Origin of the sequence: Lentzea flaviverrucosa, from assembly GCF_003350445.1 — a bacterium.
In the GTDB taxonomy this organism is placed as follows: domain Bacteria; phylum Actinomycetota; class Actinomycetes; order Mycobacteriales; family Pseudonocardiaceae; genus Lentzea; species Lentzea californiensis.
The window spans coordinates 222,391-239,222 of the sequence record NZ_QQAU01000008.1 but is presented as its reverse complement, the minus strand read 5'-3'; the positions used below and the strand labels follow the sequence as shown (position 1 = coordinate 239,222).

Genomic DNA, 16,832 nt, shown 5'->3' with positions numbered 1-16,832 from the left:
ATGGACTTCCTTCGACCGGAAACGCTTGCGGAGGCGTTGGAGCTGAAAGCCCAGCGTCCTGACGCCGTGCCGATCGCCGGCGGCACGGACGTCATGGTGGAGCTGAACTACGACCACCGCCGGCCCTCCGCCCTGCTCGACCTGACCCGGATCCCCGAGCTCCAGCAGTGCTCAGACGGGCTGCGGGTCGGTGCCGGCGTGCCGTACGTGCGGATCATCGACGAACTGGGCGCTCAGCTGCCGGGCCTCGCCATGGCCTCGCGGACGGTCGGGTCGCCGCAGATCCGCAACCGCGGCACGGTCGGCGGCAACCTCGGCGCCGCCTCCCCCGCCGGGGACACGCACCCGGTGCTGCTGGCGTCGGACGCCGTCATCGAGGTGGCCTCCGTGCGCGGTACCCGGATGATCCCGGCCGCCGAGTTCTACCTGGGGGTGAAGCGGAACGCGCTGGAGCCCGACGAACTGATCGTGGCGGTCCACCTGAAGCCTGCCAAGGGGCCACAGCAGTTCTCGAAGGTCGGCACGCGCAACGCCATGGTGATCGCGGTGTGCTCGTTCGGCATTGCACTGTTCCCCGACGAGAACCGGGTGGGCGCGGCGGTCGGTTCCGCTGCTCCCACACCACGCCGGGCGCACGAGGCCGAGCAGTTCCTGGCTTCGGCACTGGACTTCAAGAACCCGAAGCCGTTGCTCGACTCGGTGAAGCGCGAGTTCGGCGAGCTGGTCTCGCGGGCGGCGTCACCGATCGACGACGTGCGAGGGTCGGCGGCGTATCGCAAGCACGCCCTCGCGGTGATGGCACGCAGGACGCTGGGCTGGGCCTGGCAGGAACTTGTGGACGGGGAGCGGGCATGCGCGTGAACGTGACGGTCAACGGCGAGCAGCGCCAGGCCGACGACGTGTGGGAAGGCGAGTCGCTGCTGTTCGTGCTGCGCGAGCGGCTCGGGCTGCCCGGCTCGAAGAACGCCTGTGAGCAGGGCGAATGCGGTTCGTGCACGGTGTACCTGGACAACGTGCCGGTGTGCGCGTGCCTGGTCGCGGCCGGGCAGGTGCAGGACCGGGAGGTGCGCACGGTCGAAGGGCTGGCCGACGGCGACCAGCTCGACCCGGTGCAGGAGGCGTTCGTCGAGGCGGGCGCGGTGCAGTGCGGGTTCTGCACGCCGGGTCTCGTGGTGCAGGCGCACGACCTGCTGGACCGCGTGCCGAACCCGTCGGATCCGGAGATCCGCGAGGCGCTGGCCGGGAACCTGTGCCGCTGCACGGGGTACGAGAAGATCCTGGACGCCGTGCGACTGGCGGCGTCGCGCCGATGATCGTCCTCGACCGCTGCGCGGTGTCCACTGTGGACGAGGCCGGGACCGAGCACCTGTCCGGGCACGTCGTGATCGACGGCGGACGCGTCGAGTCCGTCGGTTCGGGTGCGGCTCCTCGGCCCTCCGAGTCGCACACCTACGTCGACGCGTCGTCGTGCCTGGTCACGCCAGGTCTGATCAACACCCACCACCACCTGTACCAGTGGGCGACGCGCGGTCTCGCGACCGACGCCACGCTGTTCGAGTGGCTGACCGCGCTGTACCCGGTGTGGCGCGGGCTGGACGACGCCGTGACGCACGCGGCGGCGTCGGCCGGGCTCGCGCGGCTGGCGTTGACGGGCTGCACGCTGGCCGCCGACCACCACTACGTCTTCCCGTCCGGTGGCGGTGACGTGTTCGACGCGCTGGTGTCGGCGGGACGCAGGATCGGCATCCGCCTGGAAGCGATCCGCGGCTCGATGGACCGCGGCCAGTCGCACGGCGGGCTGCCGCCGGACAACCTGGTCGAGGAGACGGAGGCCGCGCTGATCGCGACCGAGCAGGCGATCGGCGACTACCACTCGACGGCCGGCGATGCCCTGGTCCGGGTGGCCGTGGGGCCGTGCTCGCCGTTCTCGGTGTCGCGCGAACTCATGACCGGGGCCGCCTCCCTGGCTCGTCGTCACGGTGTCCGGCTGCACACGCACCTCGCCGAGACGATGGACGAGGAAGAGCAGTGCCTGGCGGAGAACGGGTGCACGCCGACCGAGTACGCCGAGCAACTCGGCTGGCTGGGGCCGGACGTGTGGCTCGCGCACACCGTGCACCTCAACGCCGGCGCGGTGAAACGGCTGGGGGCCACCTCGACCGGGTCCGCGCACTGCCCGACGTCCAACGGGCGGCTGGGCACCGGGATCGCTCCGGTCCGCGACCTGCTGGACGCCGGTGCGCCGGTCGGCCTCGGGGTCGACGGTGCCGCGTCCAACGAGGACGGTGGTCTGGTCGTCGAGCTGCGGTCGGCCCTGTACCAGGCGCGGCAGCGCGGCGGACCGGGTGCGATGGACGCCCGCAAGGCGTTGTGGATGGGCACGATGGGCGGCGCGCAGGTGCTGGGCCGGGCGGACTCGCTGGGCTCGATCGAGCCGGGCAAGGTCGCCGACCTCGCCGTGTGGGACCTGTCCGGAATGGACTACGCGGGGATCGCGGACCCGGTGGCGGCACTGGTGCTCGGCACTCCCCCGCCGTTGAAACTGTTGATCGTGGGCGGTGAGGTCGTGGTGCGGGACGGTGTCCTGCTGACGGCGTCGACCGACGAGCTGGCCCGTGACCTCTCCGCGGCCAGCGCCAAGCTCCAGGAGGCTGCGCGATGACCCTCACTCCCGCCGAACTGACCTCCGCGGTGTCGGGTGGCATCGGGACGTCGCCGCAGCGCCCGGACGGCAACCTGAAGGTGCGCGGCGAGTTCGCCTACTCGTCCGACCTGTGGCACGAGGACATGATCTGGGGCGCGACGCTGCGTTCGCCGCACCCGTACGCCCGCATCACGTCGGTCGACCTGACGGAGGCGTTGAAGGTGCCGGGCGTGTACGCGGTGCTGACGCACTCGGACGTACCCGGCCGCAACCTGTACGGGCTGGAGCACAAGGACCAGCCGGTGCTGGCCGTGGACGTCGTGCGCTACCAGGGTGAACCGGTCGCGCTGGTCGGCGCCGACCACCCGGAGACCGCGCTGCGGGCGATGAAGAAGATCGTCGTGACCTACGACGTGCTCGAACCCGTCGTGGACATGGAGACCGCCGCGGACGACACCCCGTTGCACCCCGGCGGCAACCTGGTGCGGCACGTGCCGATCCGGCGCGGCTCGCAGGACGTCCAGGCCGAGGTCGTGGTGACCGGGCGGTACGAGGTCGGCATGCAGGACCAGGCGTTCCTCGGGCCGGAGTCCGGGCTCGCGGTGCCGGCCACCGACGGCTCGGTGGACCTCTACGTCGCGACGCAGTGGCTGCACGTCGACCGCGACCAGATCGCGGCCGCGCTGGGCCTGCCGCAGGAGCAGGTGCGGCTGACGCTGTCCGGCGTCGGCGGTGCGTTCGGTGGCCGCGAGGACCTGTCGATGCAGGTGCACGCGTGCCTGCTGGCCCTGCACACCGGCAAGCCCGTGAAGATGGTCTACAACCGCGAAGAGTCGTTCTACGGGCACGTGCACCGGCACCCGGCCGTGCTGTACTACGAGCACGGCGCCGACCACACCGGCAAGCTGGTCTACGTCCGCACGAAGATGTACCTCGACGGCGGCGCGTACGCGTCCTCAACGCCCGCTGTTGTGGCCAATGCGGCTACTTTGGGCGTCGGCCCGTACGAGGTCGACAACGTCACGATCGACGCCTACGGCCTCTACACGAACAACCCGCCGTGCGGCGCGATGCGCGGATTCGGTGCTGTGCAGGCAGGTTTCGCCTACGAGTCCCAGATGGACAAGCTGGCGGAGGCGCTGGGCATGTCGCCGGTCGACGTCCGCGTGCGGAACGCGATGACCGAAGGCTCGGTGATGCCGACCGGTCAGGTCGTCGACTCGGCCGCGCCCGTCGCGCAGCTGCTGAAGCTGGTGCAGGACAAACCGTTGCCCGCCGGGACGTCCTCGGACATCCGCGAGCTGCCCGGTGGCGTCTCGAACACCACGCACGGCGAGGGCGTCGTCCGCGGCGTCGGCTACGCGGTCGGCATCAAGAACATCTGCTTCTCCGAGGGTTACGACGACTACTCGACCGCGCGCGTCCGGGTCTCGATGGTCAACGGCTCGCTGGCCGCGGCGGTGCACACCGCCGCGTGTGAGGTCGGCCAGGGCCTGGTGACGATCATGCAGCAGATCGTGCGGACCGAGCTCGGCATCGAGCGCGTGACCGTGCTGCCGATGGACACCACGATCGGCAACGGTGGCTCGACCTCGGCCTCGCGCCAGACGTACGTCACCGGCGGCGCGGTGAAGGCCGCGTGCGCGATCGTGCTCGATCGCCTGGCAGGCCGTACCGACATCGGCGACGAGGTGATCGACGAGACCACCGAGTGGCGTCACCGTGCGACCGAAGCTCTCGATCCCGTCACCGGACAGGGCAACGCTCACGTCCAGTACGGTTTCGCCGCCCACCGCGCCGTCGTCGACGTGGACGTCGACCTCGGCCTGGTGCGCGTGGTGTCGCTCGACTGCGCGCAGGACGTCGGCAAGGCGCTCAACCCGCAGGCCGTGGTCGGCCAGATCCAGGGCGGTTCCGCCCAGGGCCTCGGCCTCGCGGTGATGGAGGAGATCCAGACCTCCGGCGGCAAGGTCCGCAACCCGTCCTTCACCGACTACCTCATCCCCACCGTGCTCGACATGCCGCCGATGAGCATCGACGTGCTCGAGCTCGCCGATCCCCATGCCCCGTACGGCATCCGGGGCGTCGGCGAACCGCCCACCATCTCGTCGACCCCGGCGATCGTGGCGGCGATCCGCGCGGCGACCGGCCTGGCGCTCACCCGCGTCCCGGTCCGCCCGGAACACCTCACCGGTACCTGATCTGTGCTTGATCCCTGGAGTTGTCTGCCGTGAACGCACATCTGCTCGCCACCATCGACCTGGCCACCCGCAACGTGGCCTCCGGCGGGGGGCCGTTCGGCGCGATGATCGTCCGTGACGGCGAGGTGATCGCCACCGGCGTGAACCAGGTGACGCCGAACCTCGACCCCACCGCCCACGCCGAGGTCGTCGCGATCCGCGCGGCCTGCCAGGCCCTCGGTGACTTCAAGTTGACCGGCTGCACGCTGATCTCCTCGTGCGAGCCGTGTCCCCTCTGCTTGTCCGCCGCGCTGTGGGCGCGGGTGGACAAGGTCATTTACGCCGCCGACCGCGACGACGCGGCGGCGGCGGGTTTCGACGACCGGGAGTTCTACGAGCTGTTCAGCAAGCCCCGCAGTGAGTGGGACTTGCCGGTACATCAGATCTCCACTGGTGAGGACAACGCCCCGTTCACCGCGTGGACGTCACTCGCAACTCGGATCGATTACTAAGGCTGTGTTTGTTCACGAGCAACCAGTCCATGAGCGGCGTGCCCCCGGAGGAGCGCTGGCCGCGCAATAAAGGGCCACAAGCCTGATCGCTGACCGGAGCTGTCTCAAACGCGTTCCGGCGTTGGAACGCGCCCACCGGCATGGGAAAGGCCGTCCTTCAATGACCCAGTTACGGAGCCGACCGACGTCCTCGTCGTTCGACCAGTTCTTCCGCATCACCGAGCGCGGCAGCACGTTCGGACGCGAGGTGCGCGGCGGTATCACCACGTTCGTCGCGATGTCGTACATCGTGCTGCTGAACCCGTTGATCCTCGGCGCGTCCGCGGACATCACCGGCGCCAAGCTCACCATCGCCGAGATCACCACGGCGACGGCGCTCGCCGCCGGTGTGATGACCGTCCTCATGGGACTCGTCGGCAACGCTCCCCTAGCCATCGCCGCCGGTCTCGGCGTCAACGGCGTGGTGGCCTTCCAGATGGCACCGACGATGACGTGGGCGCAGGCCTTCGGTCTGGTGGTGCTGGAAGGCATCTGCATCGTGGTCATGGCCGCCTCGGGCGTCCGCGAACGGATCATCAACGCGATCCCGGAGCCGTTGAAGATCGCGATCACCGTGGGCATCGGGCTCTACATCGCTTTGGTGGGACTGGTCTCCGCCGGTTTCGTGACCCGCACACCGGACGCGGCGCACTCGACGGTGCCGGTGCGGATGGGCGTCGACGGCCACCTGAGCGGCTGGCCGATCGCGATCTTCTGCCTCGGCCTGCTGCTGATGATCGTGCTGCTGGCGCGCGGCGTGCCCGGTGCCGTGCTGATCAGCATCGTGGTGGCCACCGTCGTCGCCATCGGCGTGAACGCCGCGTTCGACGTCGAGGGCTGGGGTCTCGTGACCCCGTCGCTGCCCGACTCCGTGGTCAGCTCGCCGGACTTCGGCCTGTTCGGGCGGGTGGACCTGTTCGGCGGCTTCGTGTCCGCCGGCGTGATCGCGGCGACGATCTTCCTGTTCACGCTGGTGCTGTCCGGCTTCTTCGACGCCATGGGCACGATCACGTCGGTCTCCGACGAGGCGGGCCTGACCAAGGACGGCAAGGTCGAGGGCATGGGCAAGATCCTGGTGGTCGACGGCGCCGGCGCGATCGCCGGTGGCGTCACGGGGTCCGCCCCGAACACCGTGTTCCTGGAGTCGGCCGCGGGCGTTGGCGAAGGCGCCCGAACCGGCCTGGCCTCGGTGGTGACCGGCGGTCTGTTCCTGGTGGCACTGCTCTTCACGCCGCTGGCGACGGTGGTGCCCGCGCAGGCGGCGGCCCCGGCGCTGGTGGTGATCGGCGGCCTGATGATGACCCAGATCCGCCGGATCCCCTGGCAGGAAACGGACTACACGATCCCGGTCTTCCTGACCATCGCCATCATCCCGTTCACCTACTCGATCACCAACGGCATCGGCGCGGGCCTCGTGTCCTACGTCGTGCTGCGCGTCTGCAAGGGCCGCTGGCCGGGCTGGCTGATGACCGGCCTCGCCCTGATGTTCGCCGTGTACTTCGGCGTGGACCTGATCAGCGGCAAGTGACCAGGGGGCTCGGCCGGGCGGCCACCCGGCCGAGCTCTTCTCAGACCTCTGGAGGGCTCGATGCGTGACCTGGCGCCGACATTGCTGGCGTGGGACCGGTTCGCGGTCGCCTCGGTGGTGGCCGTGCGCGGCAGTGCGCCGCGACCGGTCGGCGCCGCGATGGCCGTCGGACCCTCGGGCGAGGTGATCGGCAGCGTGTCCGGCGGCTGCGTGGAGGCCGAGGTCCACGACCTGGCGTGCCAGGTCCTGGAGTCGGGCGTGCCCGCACTCGCCTCGTTCGGGTACTCCGACGACACGGCGTTCGCGGTCGGCCTCACCTGCGGCGGCTCACTGGACGTGCTGGTGCAACGCGATTCCCCTTCGCTGCGCGCGGCCTTGGAGGCTTCTGCCGACGGGAGCCCGGTGTCGGTGCGCTTCGAGGCGGAGGGCAGGGTGTTCACCGAGTCGTGGATGCCGCCGCCACGCCTGCTGGTGTTCGGCGCCATCGACCACGCCGCCGCGGTGGCCGAGATCGGACGCTTTCTCGGCTATCACGTGACCGTGTGCGACGCACGCCCCGTGTTCGCCACTTCTTCCCGTTTCCCCGCAGCACATTCCGTGGTCGTCGACTGGCCGCACCGCTACCTCGCCTCCACCCACACCGACGACTCGACCGCCGTCGTGGTGCTGACGCACGACCCGAAGTTCGACATCCCCGTACTGGTGGAGGCCCTGTCCAGGCCTTTGGCGTTCGTCGGTGCCCTGGGCTCCCGCCGCACCCACGCCGAAAGGCTCGAACGCCTGCGCTCGGAAGGGGTTCCGGAGGCGTCGCTGGCGCGGCTGCGTTCCCCCGTGGGCCTCGACCTGGGCGGCCGCAGCCCCGCGGAGACCGCGGTGTCGATCGCCGCCGAGCTCGTCTCACTCAGGCACGGCGGCACCGGTCTACCGCTGAGCGACCTCACCACCCCGATCCACCGCACCCCCGCGCGCTTCCTCCTGGCGCAACGAAATTGTCTCCCAACAAGTTCCTGATCATTTCGGCAACTGGGTGTGAACGGACCGTTCACTCGGAGAGAAACCGCAGGCTGGCACACCTTTCACAATCAGACCCCACTCGAGAACCCGAGGTCAGAAGAGAATGACACTTATTTTTCTCAACGGCGGCGGCATGCAGGGTGGGCCCCTTCACGGCCAGCTCCAGGGCACTCCGATGCTCGGCCGGGTGAAGAGCGCGCCGAAGTACCGCTACTTCTCCGTCCGCGACGAGTTCCCCGCCATGCACGCCTCCGGCAGGGCACAGGTCGTCGGTGAGCTGTACGACCTCCCGCTCACGGTGCTGCGCGACCACCTGATCCCCGCCGAGCCCGCCGAGCTGGAAATCGGGGTCGTCGAGCTCGAGGACGGTGGCGCCGCGCTCGCCACCGTGCTCAGGAACGAGTTCCTCCATTCGGGCGATCTCACGGACATCTCACATCTGGGCGACTGGAACCTGCACTTGTACAGGTAATCCAGGTACAGGGGTGAAGTCATGCAATTCCAGGCCGGTTCGGCGAAAGTAGATGTGACGCCGCCTTCAACAGCTCCCTACTTAGGTGGTCAACCGCGGCATTCGCTGTTCCTCGGAGTGCACGATCCGCTGTTCGTCCGTGCCACGGCGATCACCAACGGGGAGACCGTGATCGTGATCGCCGTCGACTCACTCGGCATCAACAACAGCATCCTCGGGCCGGGCCGCGACTTCACCGCCGAGGTCCGCGGGCGCATTCAGCAGCAGACCGGTGTGCCACCCACGCACGTCATGATCGCCAGCTCCCACACGCACTCCAGCCCGGAGACGGCCGACTTCCGGCCGTTTCCCGACCAGGACTGGCTGGCGACGTTCCGCGACAGGATCGTCCAGGCCGCACGCGAAGCCGTCGAGAGCCGGCGGCCGGTGACCGTGACGGTCGGCACGGGCGAGGTGTTGCGCGGCACGCTGGCCATCAACCGCAACAGCCACGTCTACCCCGGTGCCCCGCCGGAGGACCCCGAGGTCACCGTCGTGCGGCTGCAGGGCGACGAGTGGAGCACCGTCCTCTACCACTTCACCACGCACCCGGTGTACGTGCAGGTGCAGCCGTACGTCTCGGCCGACTTCCCCGGCGTCACGTCCGCGATGATCGAGCTCAGCGAACCGCACTGCCAGGCCGCGCTGTTCCTGCCCGGCGCGGCCGGCAACCAGGCGCCGCCGCCCGACCCGCTCACGCACGACGGTTCCAGGTTCGACGAGGAGAACAACCCGGACTTCGAGGTCATCCGCAACCTGTTCGCGCACAACGAGCGCATGGGCATGTACCTCGCTCAGACCGCGCTCGACATCCCCGGAGAGACCGAACTCACCGGCCCGGTGACGGCCGCCCAGCGCACCGTCCAGGTCGCCTCCCGCAGCCTGCCGGACCGGGGGCCCTTCGAGGCCGAGCTGATCGACCGCCGGCGCGCACTCGCGGACGCCGTCGACCGCGGCGCCCCGAGGACCGAGATCGTCCAGCTCACGCAACTGGTGCAGGACACCGAGGAGGTCCTCGTCGCCATCGATCGCGGCACCGACCCCATCGACGCCGAGGTGCAGGTGCTGCGCATCGGCGGACTCGCTCTCGCCGGCCTGCCCGGTGAGCCGTTCGTGGAACTCGGCTTCGAGCTGAAGTCGATGTCCGACGACGACCGCACGGTGCTGCCCATCGGGTACGCCAACAACTACCTCGGCTACCTCACCCACCCCGAGGCGTGGGACACGCCCGTCTACGAGGTGAGCCTCGGCCCGTGGACGCGCATCGGCCGCTTCGGCGGCCAGCAACTCACCGACACGGCGAAATCCATGGTCGACGAGCTCTGGACTACTCCGAACGAGTGATCCCGACGGTTTCTCGTATCTCGGAGACTGGCGGGAGTTCCTTCATCGCGAGGGGTGAGGGAGTGGCATCGGGGGGTGCCACTGGCAAGGGGGAGTTGCCGCAGGCGGCGGGACCAACCGAAGTGGTCCCGCCGCATGGTCCTCGCCTTGCGGTCTCCGCGCTCCGGTCTCCGCCGAGGGCCCGTTTCCGGGCTCGCATCGACCAGATCAGCGGGACGTCAGCGTCCGGCCCCTCTCAGCAGCCCGCGCTCGTACGCCACGGCGACGGCCGCGGCCCGGTCCGACACCCCCAGCTTGGCGTAGACGTGCAGCAGGTGGGTCTTCACCGTCGCCTCACTGATGAACAACGCCGCCGCCACCGCCCGGTTCGTCGATCCCTTGGCCACCAGCGCCAGCACGTCGAGCTCCCTTGTGGACAGCGGTTCCAGCGCGGGCTCGCGCACCTGGCCCAGCAGCCTCGTGGCCACGGCGGGCGACAGCACCGCCTCGCCCGCGTGCGCGGCGCGGATGGCGCGTTGCAGTTCGTCGCGCGGGGTGTCCTTCAGCAGGTAGCCGGTGGCACCCGCCTTGATGGCCGGCAGCACGTCTCGGTCCGTGTCGTAGGTGGTGAGCACCAGGACGCGGCACGGGTGGTCGCGCAGCCGCTCGATCGCGGACACGCCGTCCGAACCCGGCATGCGCAGGTCCATCAGCACCACGTCCGGCGACACCGCCGTGACGACGGCGACCGCCTCGTCTCCGGACGCGGCCTCCCCCACCACCTCGAAGTCGCCGGTGGACAGCATGCCGCGCAGGCCGTCGCGGACGACCGGGTGGTCGTCGACGATGACGAGGCGGATCACGCGGGCACCCGCGCCGAGATCGCCGTGCCCGCGCCCGGTTCGGACTCCACGAACAACGCGCCGGACAGGCGGTGCACGCGGTGGCGCATCGCGGGCAGGCCGAAGCCGTCGGACGGGACCGCCAGGTCGAAGCCCACTCCGTCGTCGCGCACGTCCAGGGTCACCACGTCCTCCATGTACGACAGGGTCAGGCCGACCCGGGACGCCGAGGCGTGCTTCGCCACGTTCGCCAGGGCCTCCTGCGCGGTGCGCAGCAACGCGACCTCCACCTCCGGGTGCGTTTCGCGCACGGCTCCGGTCAGCGTGACCGAGATCGGCACGCCGTTGTGCTTCGACCAGCCCGACGCCACGTCGTCCAATGCCTCGTGCAGCGCCGCCGAGTCTAGGGCCGGTGGACGCAGGGCGTGCACCGAGCGGCGGGCCTCGGCCAGGTTCTCGCGCGCCAGTTCCGCGGCCACCGCCACGCGGCGTTCCCAGTCGGTGGCCGTGGCCGCCGACAGCTGCGTGATGATGCCCGCCAGGCCCTGGGCCAGGGTGTCGTGGATCTCGCCGGCCATGCGGTGGCGTTCGTCCTGCACACCCGCCTCGTGCGCCTGCACCACCAACTGGGCGTGCAGGCCCTCGTTCTCCTCGAGGAGTTCCTTGCGCAGCCTGGACTGCTCCGTCGTCACGTGGCCTACGTAGGTGAAGGTGCACGCCACCACCACGAAGATGAGCAGCAGCAACCAGAACGCCGCCTCCTCGCCGGCGGGCGGGTAGCCGCCGAACAACGACAGCGTCGCCAGCCCGGCCGTCACCGCCACCACGAAGAACATCCAGCGGCCGCGCAGGACCTCGCTCGCGTGGATGTAGACCGCGTACGACACCGCGCCGAACCAGTGCTCCTGCAAGCCGAGCACGCCGTAGAACACGACCATGCCACCGACGAACACGGCCATGAGCTCCGGCCTGCGGTGCCACGCGGGATGCAGCGTGAACCACCACAACATCCACACGAAACCGAACGCCACGACGCCGTAGGTGAACCAGCGCTCCGGCACCGACTGCGTGGTGAAGATCGAGTACAACACGGTCGTCACGGTCAGCACGAAGTACGGGATCACGCGGGCGATCGAGACGAGCCTGCGTTCCCACCTGTCCAACGCGACCATGTCCACGAACTACTCCCAGCGGAAGGTCTTGGCCGCGACGGTACCTGCCACGAGGCTCACCAGCCCCATGATCGCGAGATGCCTCCAGTCCGGCGCGGTGCCGAGCCACGCCTGTTGCAGCGCCTCCACACCGGGAGGCGTGTACGAACCGATCGCCTGAATCGCCGAAGGCAGCATGAACCGCGGCAGGTACACACCGCCGAAGAACATCAGCAGCATGAACACCACCGTCGCCCAGCCACCGGCCGAACGCGCGTTCGGGGCCAGAGCGGCGATCACCAGGCCCAGCGCGAACGTGCCCGCGCCTCCCAGCACCACGGCACACGCCAGGCCGAGGGGGTGGTGAGGCAGGTCGACGCCGAAAACGACGTACCCCACGACTATGAGGAGCAGCACCGACAAGATCACCGCGGCGAAGTTGACCACCATCTGCCCGGCCAGCAACCGCGCCGGGTGCATGGGCGTGGTGGACAGCCGCCGCAGCACGCCCTTCTCCCGGTAGGTCGCCACGACCGCGGGCAGGCGTTGCAACCCGATGAACGCCAGCGTGAACACGACCAGCGCCGACACGTAGCTGTCGATGAACCGCTGCCCGCCGAAGTTCTCATCGGGCGTCCGCAACGCCGGGATCGCTCCCAGCACCAGCAACAGCACACTGGGGAACACCAGCGCGAACAACGAGTTCAGCCGATCGCGGACGAACAACCGCGCCTCGATCTCAATGATCTTCAACATCACGACCCCCGGTCAGTTCGACGTAGGCGTCGTCCAGTGAGACCTGGTCGACGCGGAGCTGGCGTGCCACGACCTGCCGCCGTGCCAGCAGGGAGGTCACCGCGTGCAGCAGGTTCTCCGACCCGCTGACCACGAGCTGCTCTCCTGCCGACGACACCGATGTGACCTCCGGCAGCGCCTCCAGCAACGACACGTCCAGCGCGGCGGACGGCACGAACCGCACCCGAGTGGCACCGTCCACACGCGACACGAGGGCGGAGGGTGTGTCCAGCGCGACGATCCGGCCGGCGCGAAACACCGCAACCCGGTCGCAGAGCCGTTCCGCCTCCTCCATGAAGTGCGTGACCAGCAGGATCGTCACGCCGGCCGACCGCACGTCCTCGATCACCGACCAGGTGTCCCGCCGCGCCTGCGGGTCGAGCCCCGTCGTCAGCTCGTCCAGGACCGCGATGCGCGGCGACCCGATCAGCGCGAGCGCGATCGACAACCGCTGCTTCAACCCGCCGGACAGCTGCCCGAACTCCGCCTTCAGGTGCGGCACCAGGCCCAGCCGCGAGGACCAGTCGACCGGCGACGGGTAGAACGACGAGAACAACGCCAGCGCCTCGCTGACCCGCATCCGTTCCGGCAGCTCCGAGGCCTGCAGCTGCACGCCGATCGACGCGCGGACGTCGGCCGGTCGCCGCCCCAGTACCGACACGGTCCCCCGGTCCGGTGTCCGCAGCCCCGACACGCACTCGACCGTCGTCGTCTTGCCCGCCCCGTTCGGCCCCAGGACCCCGAAGATCTCCCCCTCGGCCACCTCGAACGACACGGAGTCCACCGCCACGCGGGGCCCGTACCTCTTCCCGAGGTCGCGCACTTCGATGATCGCCATGTCCCCAGCCTCGGCCAGCGGCGAGCGAAGATCATCGAACAACGGGCGGGACCCGGATCAACCGATCGGTTGATGCCGCTACTCGGTCTCCAGAACGGCGGCCCGCAACGCGGCGGCCAGGCGTGCCACCGGCTCCGGCACGGGTCCGGGCAGCCGCGCGAGCATGGTGCGGCGCTGCTCGGCGGGCCCGCCCCGCACCGGCAGGATCCGCACTCCCGCGGGCGCGACGGCCACCAGCGACGCGGCGATCGTCGTGATGCCGAGCCCCGCCGCGACCAGGTGCAGCTTCGCCAGCCAGTCCCGCGCCGTGTGGGCGACGACGGGCCGTTCGTCGAGCCCCGGCCAGACCCCCATCACCCACTGGTCGCCGGGGCCCGAGATCCACCGCTGGCCCCGCAGGTCGGCGACGTCGATGAAGTCGTTGCGCGCCAGCGGATGCGTGGAGGGCACGGCCACACGCAGGCTGCGTTCGACGAGGGTGTCCACCGCCAGCGGCGGCGTCTCGTCGTCAGGTGCGCGGAACGGCGGCGCCGACGAGATCAACGCGATGTCCAAGGTGCCCGCCCGCAACGCACGCACCAACGCCGGCGTGCTCCCTTCGCGCGTGACCACGGTGATCGACGGATGCGTGCGTGCCAGCGCCGTCAGCGCGCGGGGGACCATCCACGCGCCGGCCGTCGCGATCCAGCCGAGCCTGATGGTGCTCACGTCCTCCGGCAGGCCCGCGAGCTCACGGGCACCCGCGTCGACCTGGTCCACCACGACGGCCGCACGCCGCAGCACGAGCCGCCCGGCGGGGGTGAGCCGCACCCCGTCGTGGCGCCGTTCCAGCAGTTCCGCGCCCGCCGCACGTTCGAGGGCCGCGATCTGCCGCGACACGGCGGACTGCGTGTAGCCGAGCGCGGTCGCCGCCGCGGTCAAGGTGCCACGCTCGGCGACTTCGCGGAACACTCGCAGCGCCACCAGCGACGCATCGGTCAGGGCCATGAGGTCTACGCATACCCCAGATGAGAATCTCTCGCTACCCGCATGCCTCCGAGCGGCCTAGCGTGGAAGCGTGATCAAAACTCAGTTCGGATTCAGCAGCACCGCCGCCGAGGTCGCCGAAGGCATCGACCTGACCGGGAAGCGCGTGGTCGTGACCGGCGCGGCCTCCGGCATCGGCGTCGAGACGGCGCGGGCGCTGGCCGGGCGGGGCGCCGAGGTGACCCTGGCCGTCCGCGACGTCGCCGCGGGCGAGAAGACCGCGCGGGACATCGGTGGCGACGTCCGCGTCGCGGAGCTGGACCTGACCGACCTCGCCTCCGTGGACGCGTTCGTCCGCGCGTGGGACGGCCCGCTGCACGTCCTCATCGCCAACGCCGGCGTCATGGCCGTCCCCGAGCGGTACACCGAGCAGGGCTGGGAGTGGCAGTTCGCCACCAACCACCTCGGCCACTTCGCGCTCGCCACCGGCCTGCACCCGGCGCTCAGGGCCGCGGGCAACGCGCGCGTCGTCGTCCTCACCTCCACCGGCCACATGCTCTCGCCGGTCGTCTTCGACGACGTGCACTACGCGTTCCGCACCTACGACCCGTGGACCGCCTACGGCCAGAGCAAGACCGCCAACGTGCTGTTCACCGTCGAGGCGAACCGCCGCTGGGCCGGGGACGGCATCACGGTGAACGCCGCCATGCCCGGCGCGATCTTCACGAAGCTGTCGGCCCACCTCGGCATCAAGGAGAGCGACGTCGACCTCTCCACGATCAAGACGCCGGAGCAGGGCGCGGCGACGTCGGTGCTGCTGGCCACCTCACCGTTGCTGGAGGGCGTCGGCGGGCGCTACTTCGACGACTGCAACGAGACGCCGACCGTCGACCACCCGGACGAGGCCCCTCCGCTGCACGGCGTCGCCCGCTACGCCGTCGACCCGGACAACGCGGCCCGCCTCTGGACGTACTCCGAAACCCTCCTCGCGAAGGCCTGAGGCATGACGATCGCGCTCGTCACCGGCGCCACCCAGGGCCTCGGCCTGGCACTGGTCGAAGGGCTCGCACAACGCCTGCGGCCCACCGACACCGTCTACCTCACCGGCAGGGACGCCGAGAAGGTCGCCGCCGCCGTGCAGCACGTTCCCGGCAACGGCGCCGAGGTCCGCGGCGAACTCCTCGACGTCGCGGATCCGGGCGCCGCCGCGAAACTCGCCGCACAGCTGGAAGAACGGCATGGCGGCGTCGACATCGTCTTCGGCAACGCCGTCATGCGCGTCGGCCCCCGCGACGACCCGCCCGCGTTCATCGACACCTACACCGAGGTCAACAACTTCGGCACCACCAGGCTCCTGAGAGCCTTCGCACCTCTCCTGAACGACAACGGCAGGCTGATCGTCGTCGCCAGTTCGCTCGGCACCCTGCGCCAGCTGGCACCGGTGCTGCACAGGCGGTTCACCGAACCGTCCTCTTTGGACGAGGTGGACGAGCAGATCGCCCACTGGCGCGACGAGGTGAAGGACGGCAGGGCGAGGGCCGGGGCGTGGCCGGGTTTCGCGAACATCCCGTCCAAGATCGGCCAGGTCGCCGCCGTGCGCGTGCTAGCGCAGGAACGCCGTGAAACCGACCTGGCCAGAGGAGTCCTGGTCGCCGCGGTGTGCCCGGGGATGATCAACACGCCCACGTCCGCGCTGTGGTGGGACGTCAGCACCGCTCCGACCCCGGCCCAGGCCGCGACGGCGTTGCTGGACCTGGCACTCGACCCGCTCGAACCGCGGCACTACGGCGAGCTCGTCCGCCACGGCGAGGTCGTGCCGTTCAGCTGATGGGCTTGTCCAGCCCGTGCACCACCTGGTCGAGCAACGTCCGGATGACCGCCTCGTTGTGCTCGGTGCGACCCGGCGTGATCATCCGCGACGTCGCCTCGACCATCGCGTGCACCAGCATCGCCCGCAACGGCGCCCGCTCCACCCCGGCCGTCCTGAAGACACCGACCAGCGGCGCCAGCAACCGTTCGTGCTCGGCCCGGATCTGCTCGCGCGACGAGTCCGGCAGCGTGTGCGCGGACAACGCCACCACCGCGCCGTGGCTGCCGTCGGTGATGATCGCGAGCTCGGTGCGCAGGTACGCCTCGATCTTCGCCGGCACGGAGGACGCGCTGTTGACCGCGTCCTCCAGCTTGTCCGCCCACTCCGGCAGCGCGTCGGACACGATCGCGGCGACCAGTTCCTCACGCGACCGGAAGTACTCGTAGAGGCTCGGCCGCGACAACCCGACACGTCTGGCGAGCGACGCGAGCGTCAGCGCCTCCGCTCCCTCGGTCGCCACAATGTCCCGCCCGGCGTCCAGCAGGGCACGCAACCGGTTGGCGCGGTGTTCCGCCACGGTGTCTGCGCTGATCCTCGGCACATCGGGATCGTATCGCGCTTGATTTCCCGACGGGGAGTTGGAATAGTTCCCGACAGAGCGTCGGGATCAGGAGGCCAG

Annotated in this window: 17 protein-coding genes; 11 read left to right on the top strand and 6 right to left on the bottom strand. The window is 70.1% G+C overall.

Translation table 11 applies throughout. The features are described 5' to 3' along the window. From DFR72_RS25305 to DFR72_RS25265, 9 genes are all read left to right on the top strand, one after another. Complete coding sequence (locus tag DFR72_RS25305) at positions 1–861, top strand: FAD binding domain-containing protein (protein ID WP_090066943.1); 861 nt, start codon at positions 1–3, stop codon at positions 859–861. Continuing rightward, positions 852–1,313 (top strand): (2Fe-2S)-binding protein, encoded by a 462-nt coding sequence (locus DFR72_RS25300; RefSeq protein WP_090066942.1) that lies wholly within the window; start codon positions 852–854, stop codon positions 1,311–1,313. Before DFR72_RS25305 ends, DFR72_RS25300 begins: the two co-directional genes overlap by 10 nt. Beyond that, positions 1,310–2,662: an 8-oxoguanine deaminase gene (locus DFR72_RS25295; protein WP_090066941.1), complete on the top strand. Its 1,353-nt coding sequence runs from the start codon at positions 1,310–1,312 to the stop codon at positions 2,660–2,662. Before DFR72_RS25300 ends, DFR72_RS25295 begins: the two co-directional genes overlap by 4 nt. Further along, positions 2,659–4,845, top strand: a complete 2,187-nt coding sequence (locus DFR72_RS25290; protein WP_090066940.1) for a molybdopterin cofactor-binding domain-containing protein — start codon at positions 2,659–2,661, stop codon at positions 4,843–4,845. Before DFR72_RS25295 ends, DFR72_RS25290 begins: the two co-directional genes overlap by 4 nt. A 29-nt stretch (positions 4,846–4,874) precedes the next feature. After that, positions 4,875–5,336, top strand: a complete 462-nt coding sequence (locus tag DFR72_RS25285; RefSeq protein ID WP_177224573.1) for a nucleoside deaminase — start codon at positions 4,875–4,877, stop codon at positions 5,334–5,336. 160 nt (positions 5,337–5,496) lie between these two features. Further along, complete coding sequence (locus tag DFR72_RS25280) at positions 5,497–6,903, top strand: NCS2 family permease (RefSeq protein ID WP_090066938.1); 1,407 nt, start codon at positions 5,497–5,499, stop codon at positions 6,901–6,903. 60 nt (positions 6,904–6,963) lie between these two features. After that, positions 6,964–7,914, top strand: coding sequence for an XdhC family protein (locus DFR72_RS25275; RefSeq protein WP_090066937.1), 951 nt, complete (start codon positions 6,964–6,966; stop codon positions 7,912–7,914). Between the two features lie 106 nt (positions 7,915–8,020). After that, positions 8,021–8,389 (top strand): allophanate hydrolase-related protein, encoded by a 369-nt coding sequence (locus tag DFR72_RS25270; RefSeq protein WP_090066936.1) that lies wholly within the window; start codon positions 8,021–8,023, stop codon positions 8,387–8,389. 117 nt (positions 8,390–8,506) lie between these two features. Next, entirely contained in the window at positions 8,507–9,772 is a 1,266-nt protein-coding gene (locus tag DFR72_RS25265; RefSeq protein WP_090066935.1) for a hypothetical protein, read from the top strand. 218 nt (positions 9,773–9,990) lie between these two features. On the opposite strand, the gene DFR72_RS25260 is transcribed toward DFR72_RS25265, so the two are convergent. The 5 genes from DFR72_RS25260 to DFR72_RS25240 form a co-directional block, all read right to left on the bottom strand. Then, positions 9,991–10,614 carry a response regulator gene (locus DFR72_RS25260; protein ID WP_090066934.1) on the bottom strand — a complete coding sequence of 208 codons (624 nt, stop codon included), beginning with the start codon at positions 10,612–10,614 and terminating at the stop codon, positions 9,991–9,993. Next, the gene (locus tag DFR72_RS25255; RefSeq protein WP_090067102.1) at positions 10,611–11,765 is read right to left on the bottom strand and encodes a sensor histidine kinase; all 1,155 of its coding nucleotides are present in this window, start codon (positions 11,763–11,765) and stop codon (positions 10,611–10,613) included. Before DFR72_RS25255 ends, DFR72_RS25260 begins: the two co-directional genes overlap by 4 nt. 9 nt (positions 11,766–11,774) lie before the next feature. Beyond that, entirely contained in the window at positions 11,775–12,500 is a 726-nt protein-coding gene (locus DFR72_RS25250; protein ID WP_090066933.1) for an ABC transporter permease, read from the bottom strand. Then, positions 12,484–13,377 carry an ABC transporter ATP-binding protein gene (locus DFR72_RS25245; RefSeq protein WP_090066932.1) on the bottom strand — a complete coding sequence of 298 codons (894 nt, stop codon included), beginning with the start codon at positions 13,375–13,377 and terminating at the stop codon, positions 12,484–12,486. The genes DFR72_RS25250 and DFR72_RS25245 overlap by 17 nt, the downstream gene beginning before the upstream one ends. 78 nt (positions 13,378–13,455) lie before the next feature. Further along, on the bottom strand, positions 13,456–14,364 hold the full coding sequence (locus tag DFR72_RS25240) for a LysR family transcriptional regulator (protein WP_090066931.1): 909 nt from the start codon (positions 14,362–14,364) through the stop codon (positions 13,456–13,458). A 70-nt stretch (positions 14,365–14,434) separates the two neighbouring features. Here DFR72_RS25240 and DFR72_RS25235 point away from each other — a divergent pair, with 70 nt between their 5' ends. Continuing rightward, positions 14,435–15,343, top strand: coding sequence for an SDR family NAD(P)-dependent oxidoreductase (locus DFR72_RS25235; RefSeq protein WP_090066930.1), 909 nt, complete (start codon positions 14,435–14,437; stop codon positions 15,341–15,343). A 3-nt stretch (positions 15,344–15,346) separates the two neighbouring features. Next, complete coding sequence (locus tag DFR72_RS25230) at positions 15,347–16,171, top strand: SDR family NAD(P)-dependent oxidoreductase (RefSeq protein ID WP_090066929.1); 825 nt, start codon at positions 15,347–15,349, stop codon at positions 16,169–16,171. Here the strand turns inward: DFR72_RS25230 and DFR72_RS25225 are convergent. Next, complete coding sequence (locus tag DFR72_RS25225) at positions 16,164–16,754, bottom strand: TetR/AcrR family transcriptional regulator (protein WP_090066928.1); 591 nt, start codon at positions 16,752–16,754, stop codon at positions 16,164–16,166. The genes DFR72_RS25230 and DFR72_RS25225 overlap by 8 nt on opposite strands. Positions 16,755–16,832 lie beyond the last annotated feature (78 nt).

Coding starts and splice junctions, on each gene's coding strand:
- DFR72_RS25250 (WP_090066933.1), bottom strand. CDS start 12,500: ATGTTGAAGATCATTGAGATCGAGGCGCGGTTGTTCGTCCGCGATCGG.
- DFR72_RS25290 (WP_090066940.1), top strand. CDS start 2,659: ATGACCCTCACTCCCGCCGAACTGACCTCCGCGGTGTCGGGTGGCATC.
- DFR72_RS25300 (WP_090066942.1), top strand. CDS start 852: ATGCGCGTGAACGTGACGGTCAACGGCGAGCAGCGCCAGGCCGACGAC.
- DFR72_RS25280 (WP_090066938.1), top strand. CDS start 5,497: ATGACCCAGTTACGGAGCCGACCGACGTCCTCGTCGTTCGACCAGTTC.
- DFR72_RS25305 (WP_090066943.1), top strand. CDS start 1: ATGGACTTCCTTCGACCGGAAACGCTTGCGGAGGCGTTGGAGCTGAAA.
- DFR72_RS25240 (WP_090066931.1), bottom strand. CDS start 14,364: ATGGCCCTGACCGATGCGTCGCTGGTGGCGCTGCGAGTGTTCCGCGAA.
- DFR72_RS25295 (WP_090066941.1), top strand. CDS start 1,310: ATGATCGTCCTCGACCGCTGCGCGGTGTCCACTGTGGACGAGGCCGGG.
- DFR72_RS25270 (WP_090066936.1), top strand. CDS start 8,021: ATGACACTTATTTTTCTCAACGGCGGCGGCATGCAGGGTGGGCCCCTT.
- DFR72_RS25255 (WP_090067102.1), bottom strand. CDS start 11,765: ATGGTCGCGTTGGACAGGTGGGAACGCAGGCTCGTCTCGATCGCCCGC.
- DFR72_RS25230 (WP_090066929.1), top strand. CDS start 15,347: ATGACGATCGCGCTCGTCACCGGCGCCACCCAGGGCCTCGGCCTGGCA.
- DFR72_RS25245 (WP_090066932.1), bottom strand. CDS start 13,377: ATGGCGATCATCGAAGTGCGCGACCTCGGGAAGAGGTACGGGCCCCGC.
- DFR72_RS25275 (WP_090066937.1), top strand. CDS start 6,964: ATGCGTGACCTGGCGCCGACATTGCTGGCGTGGGACCGGTTCGCGGTC.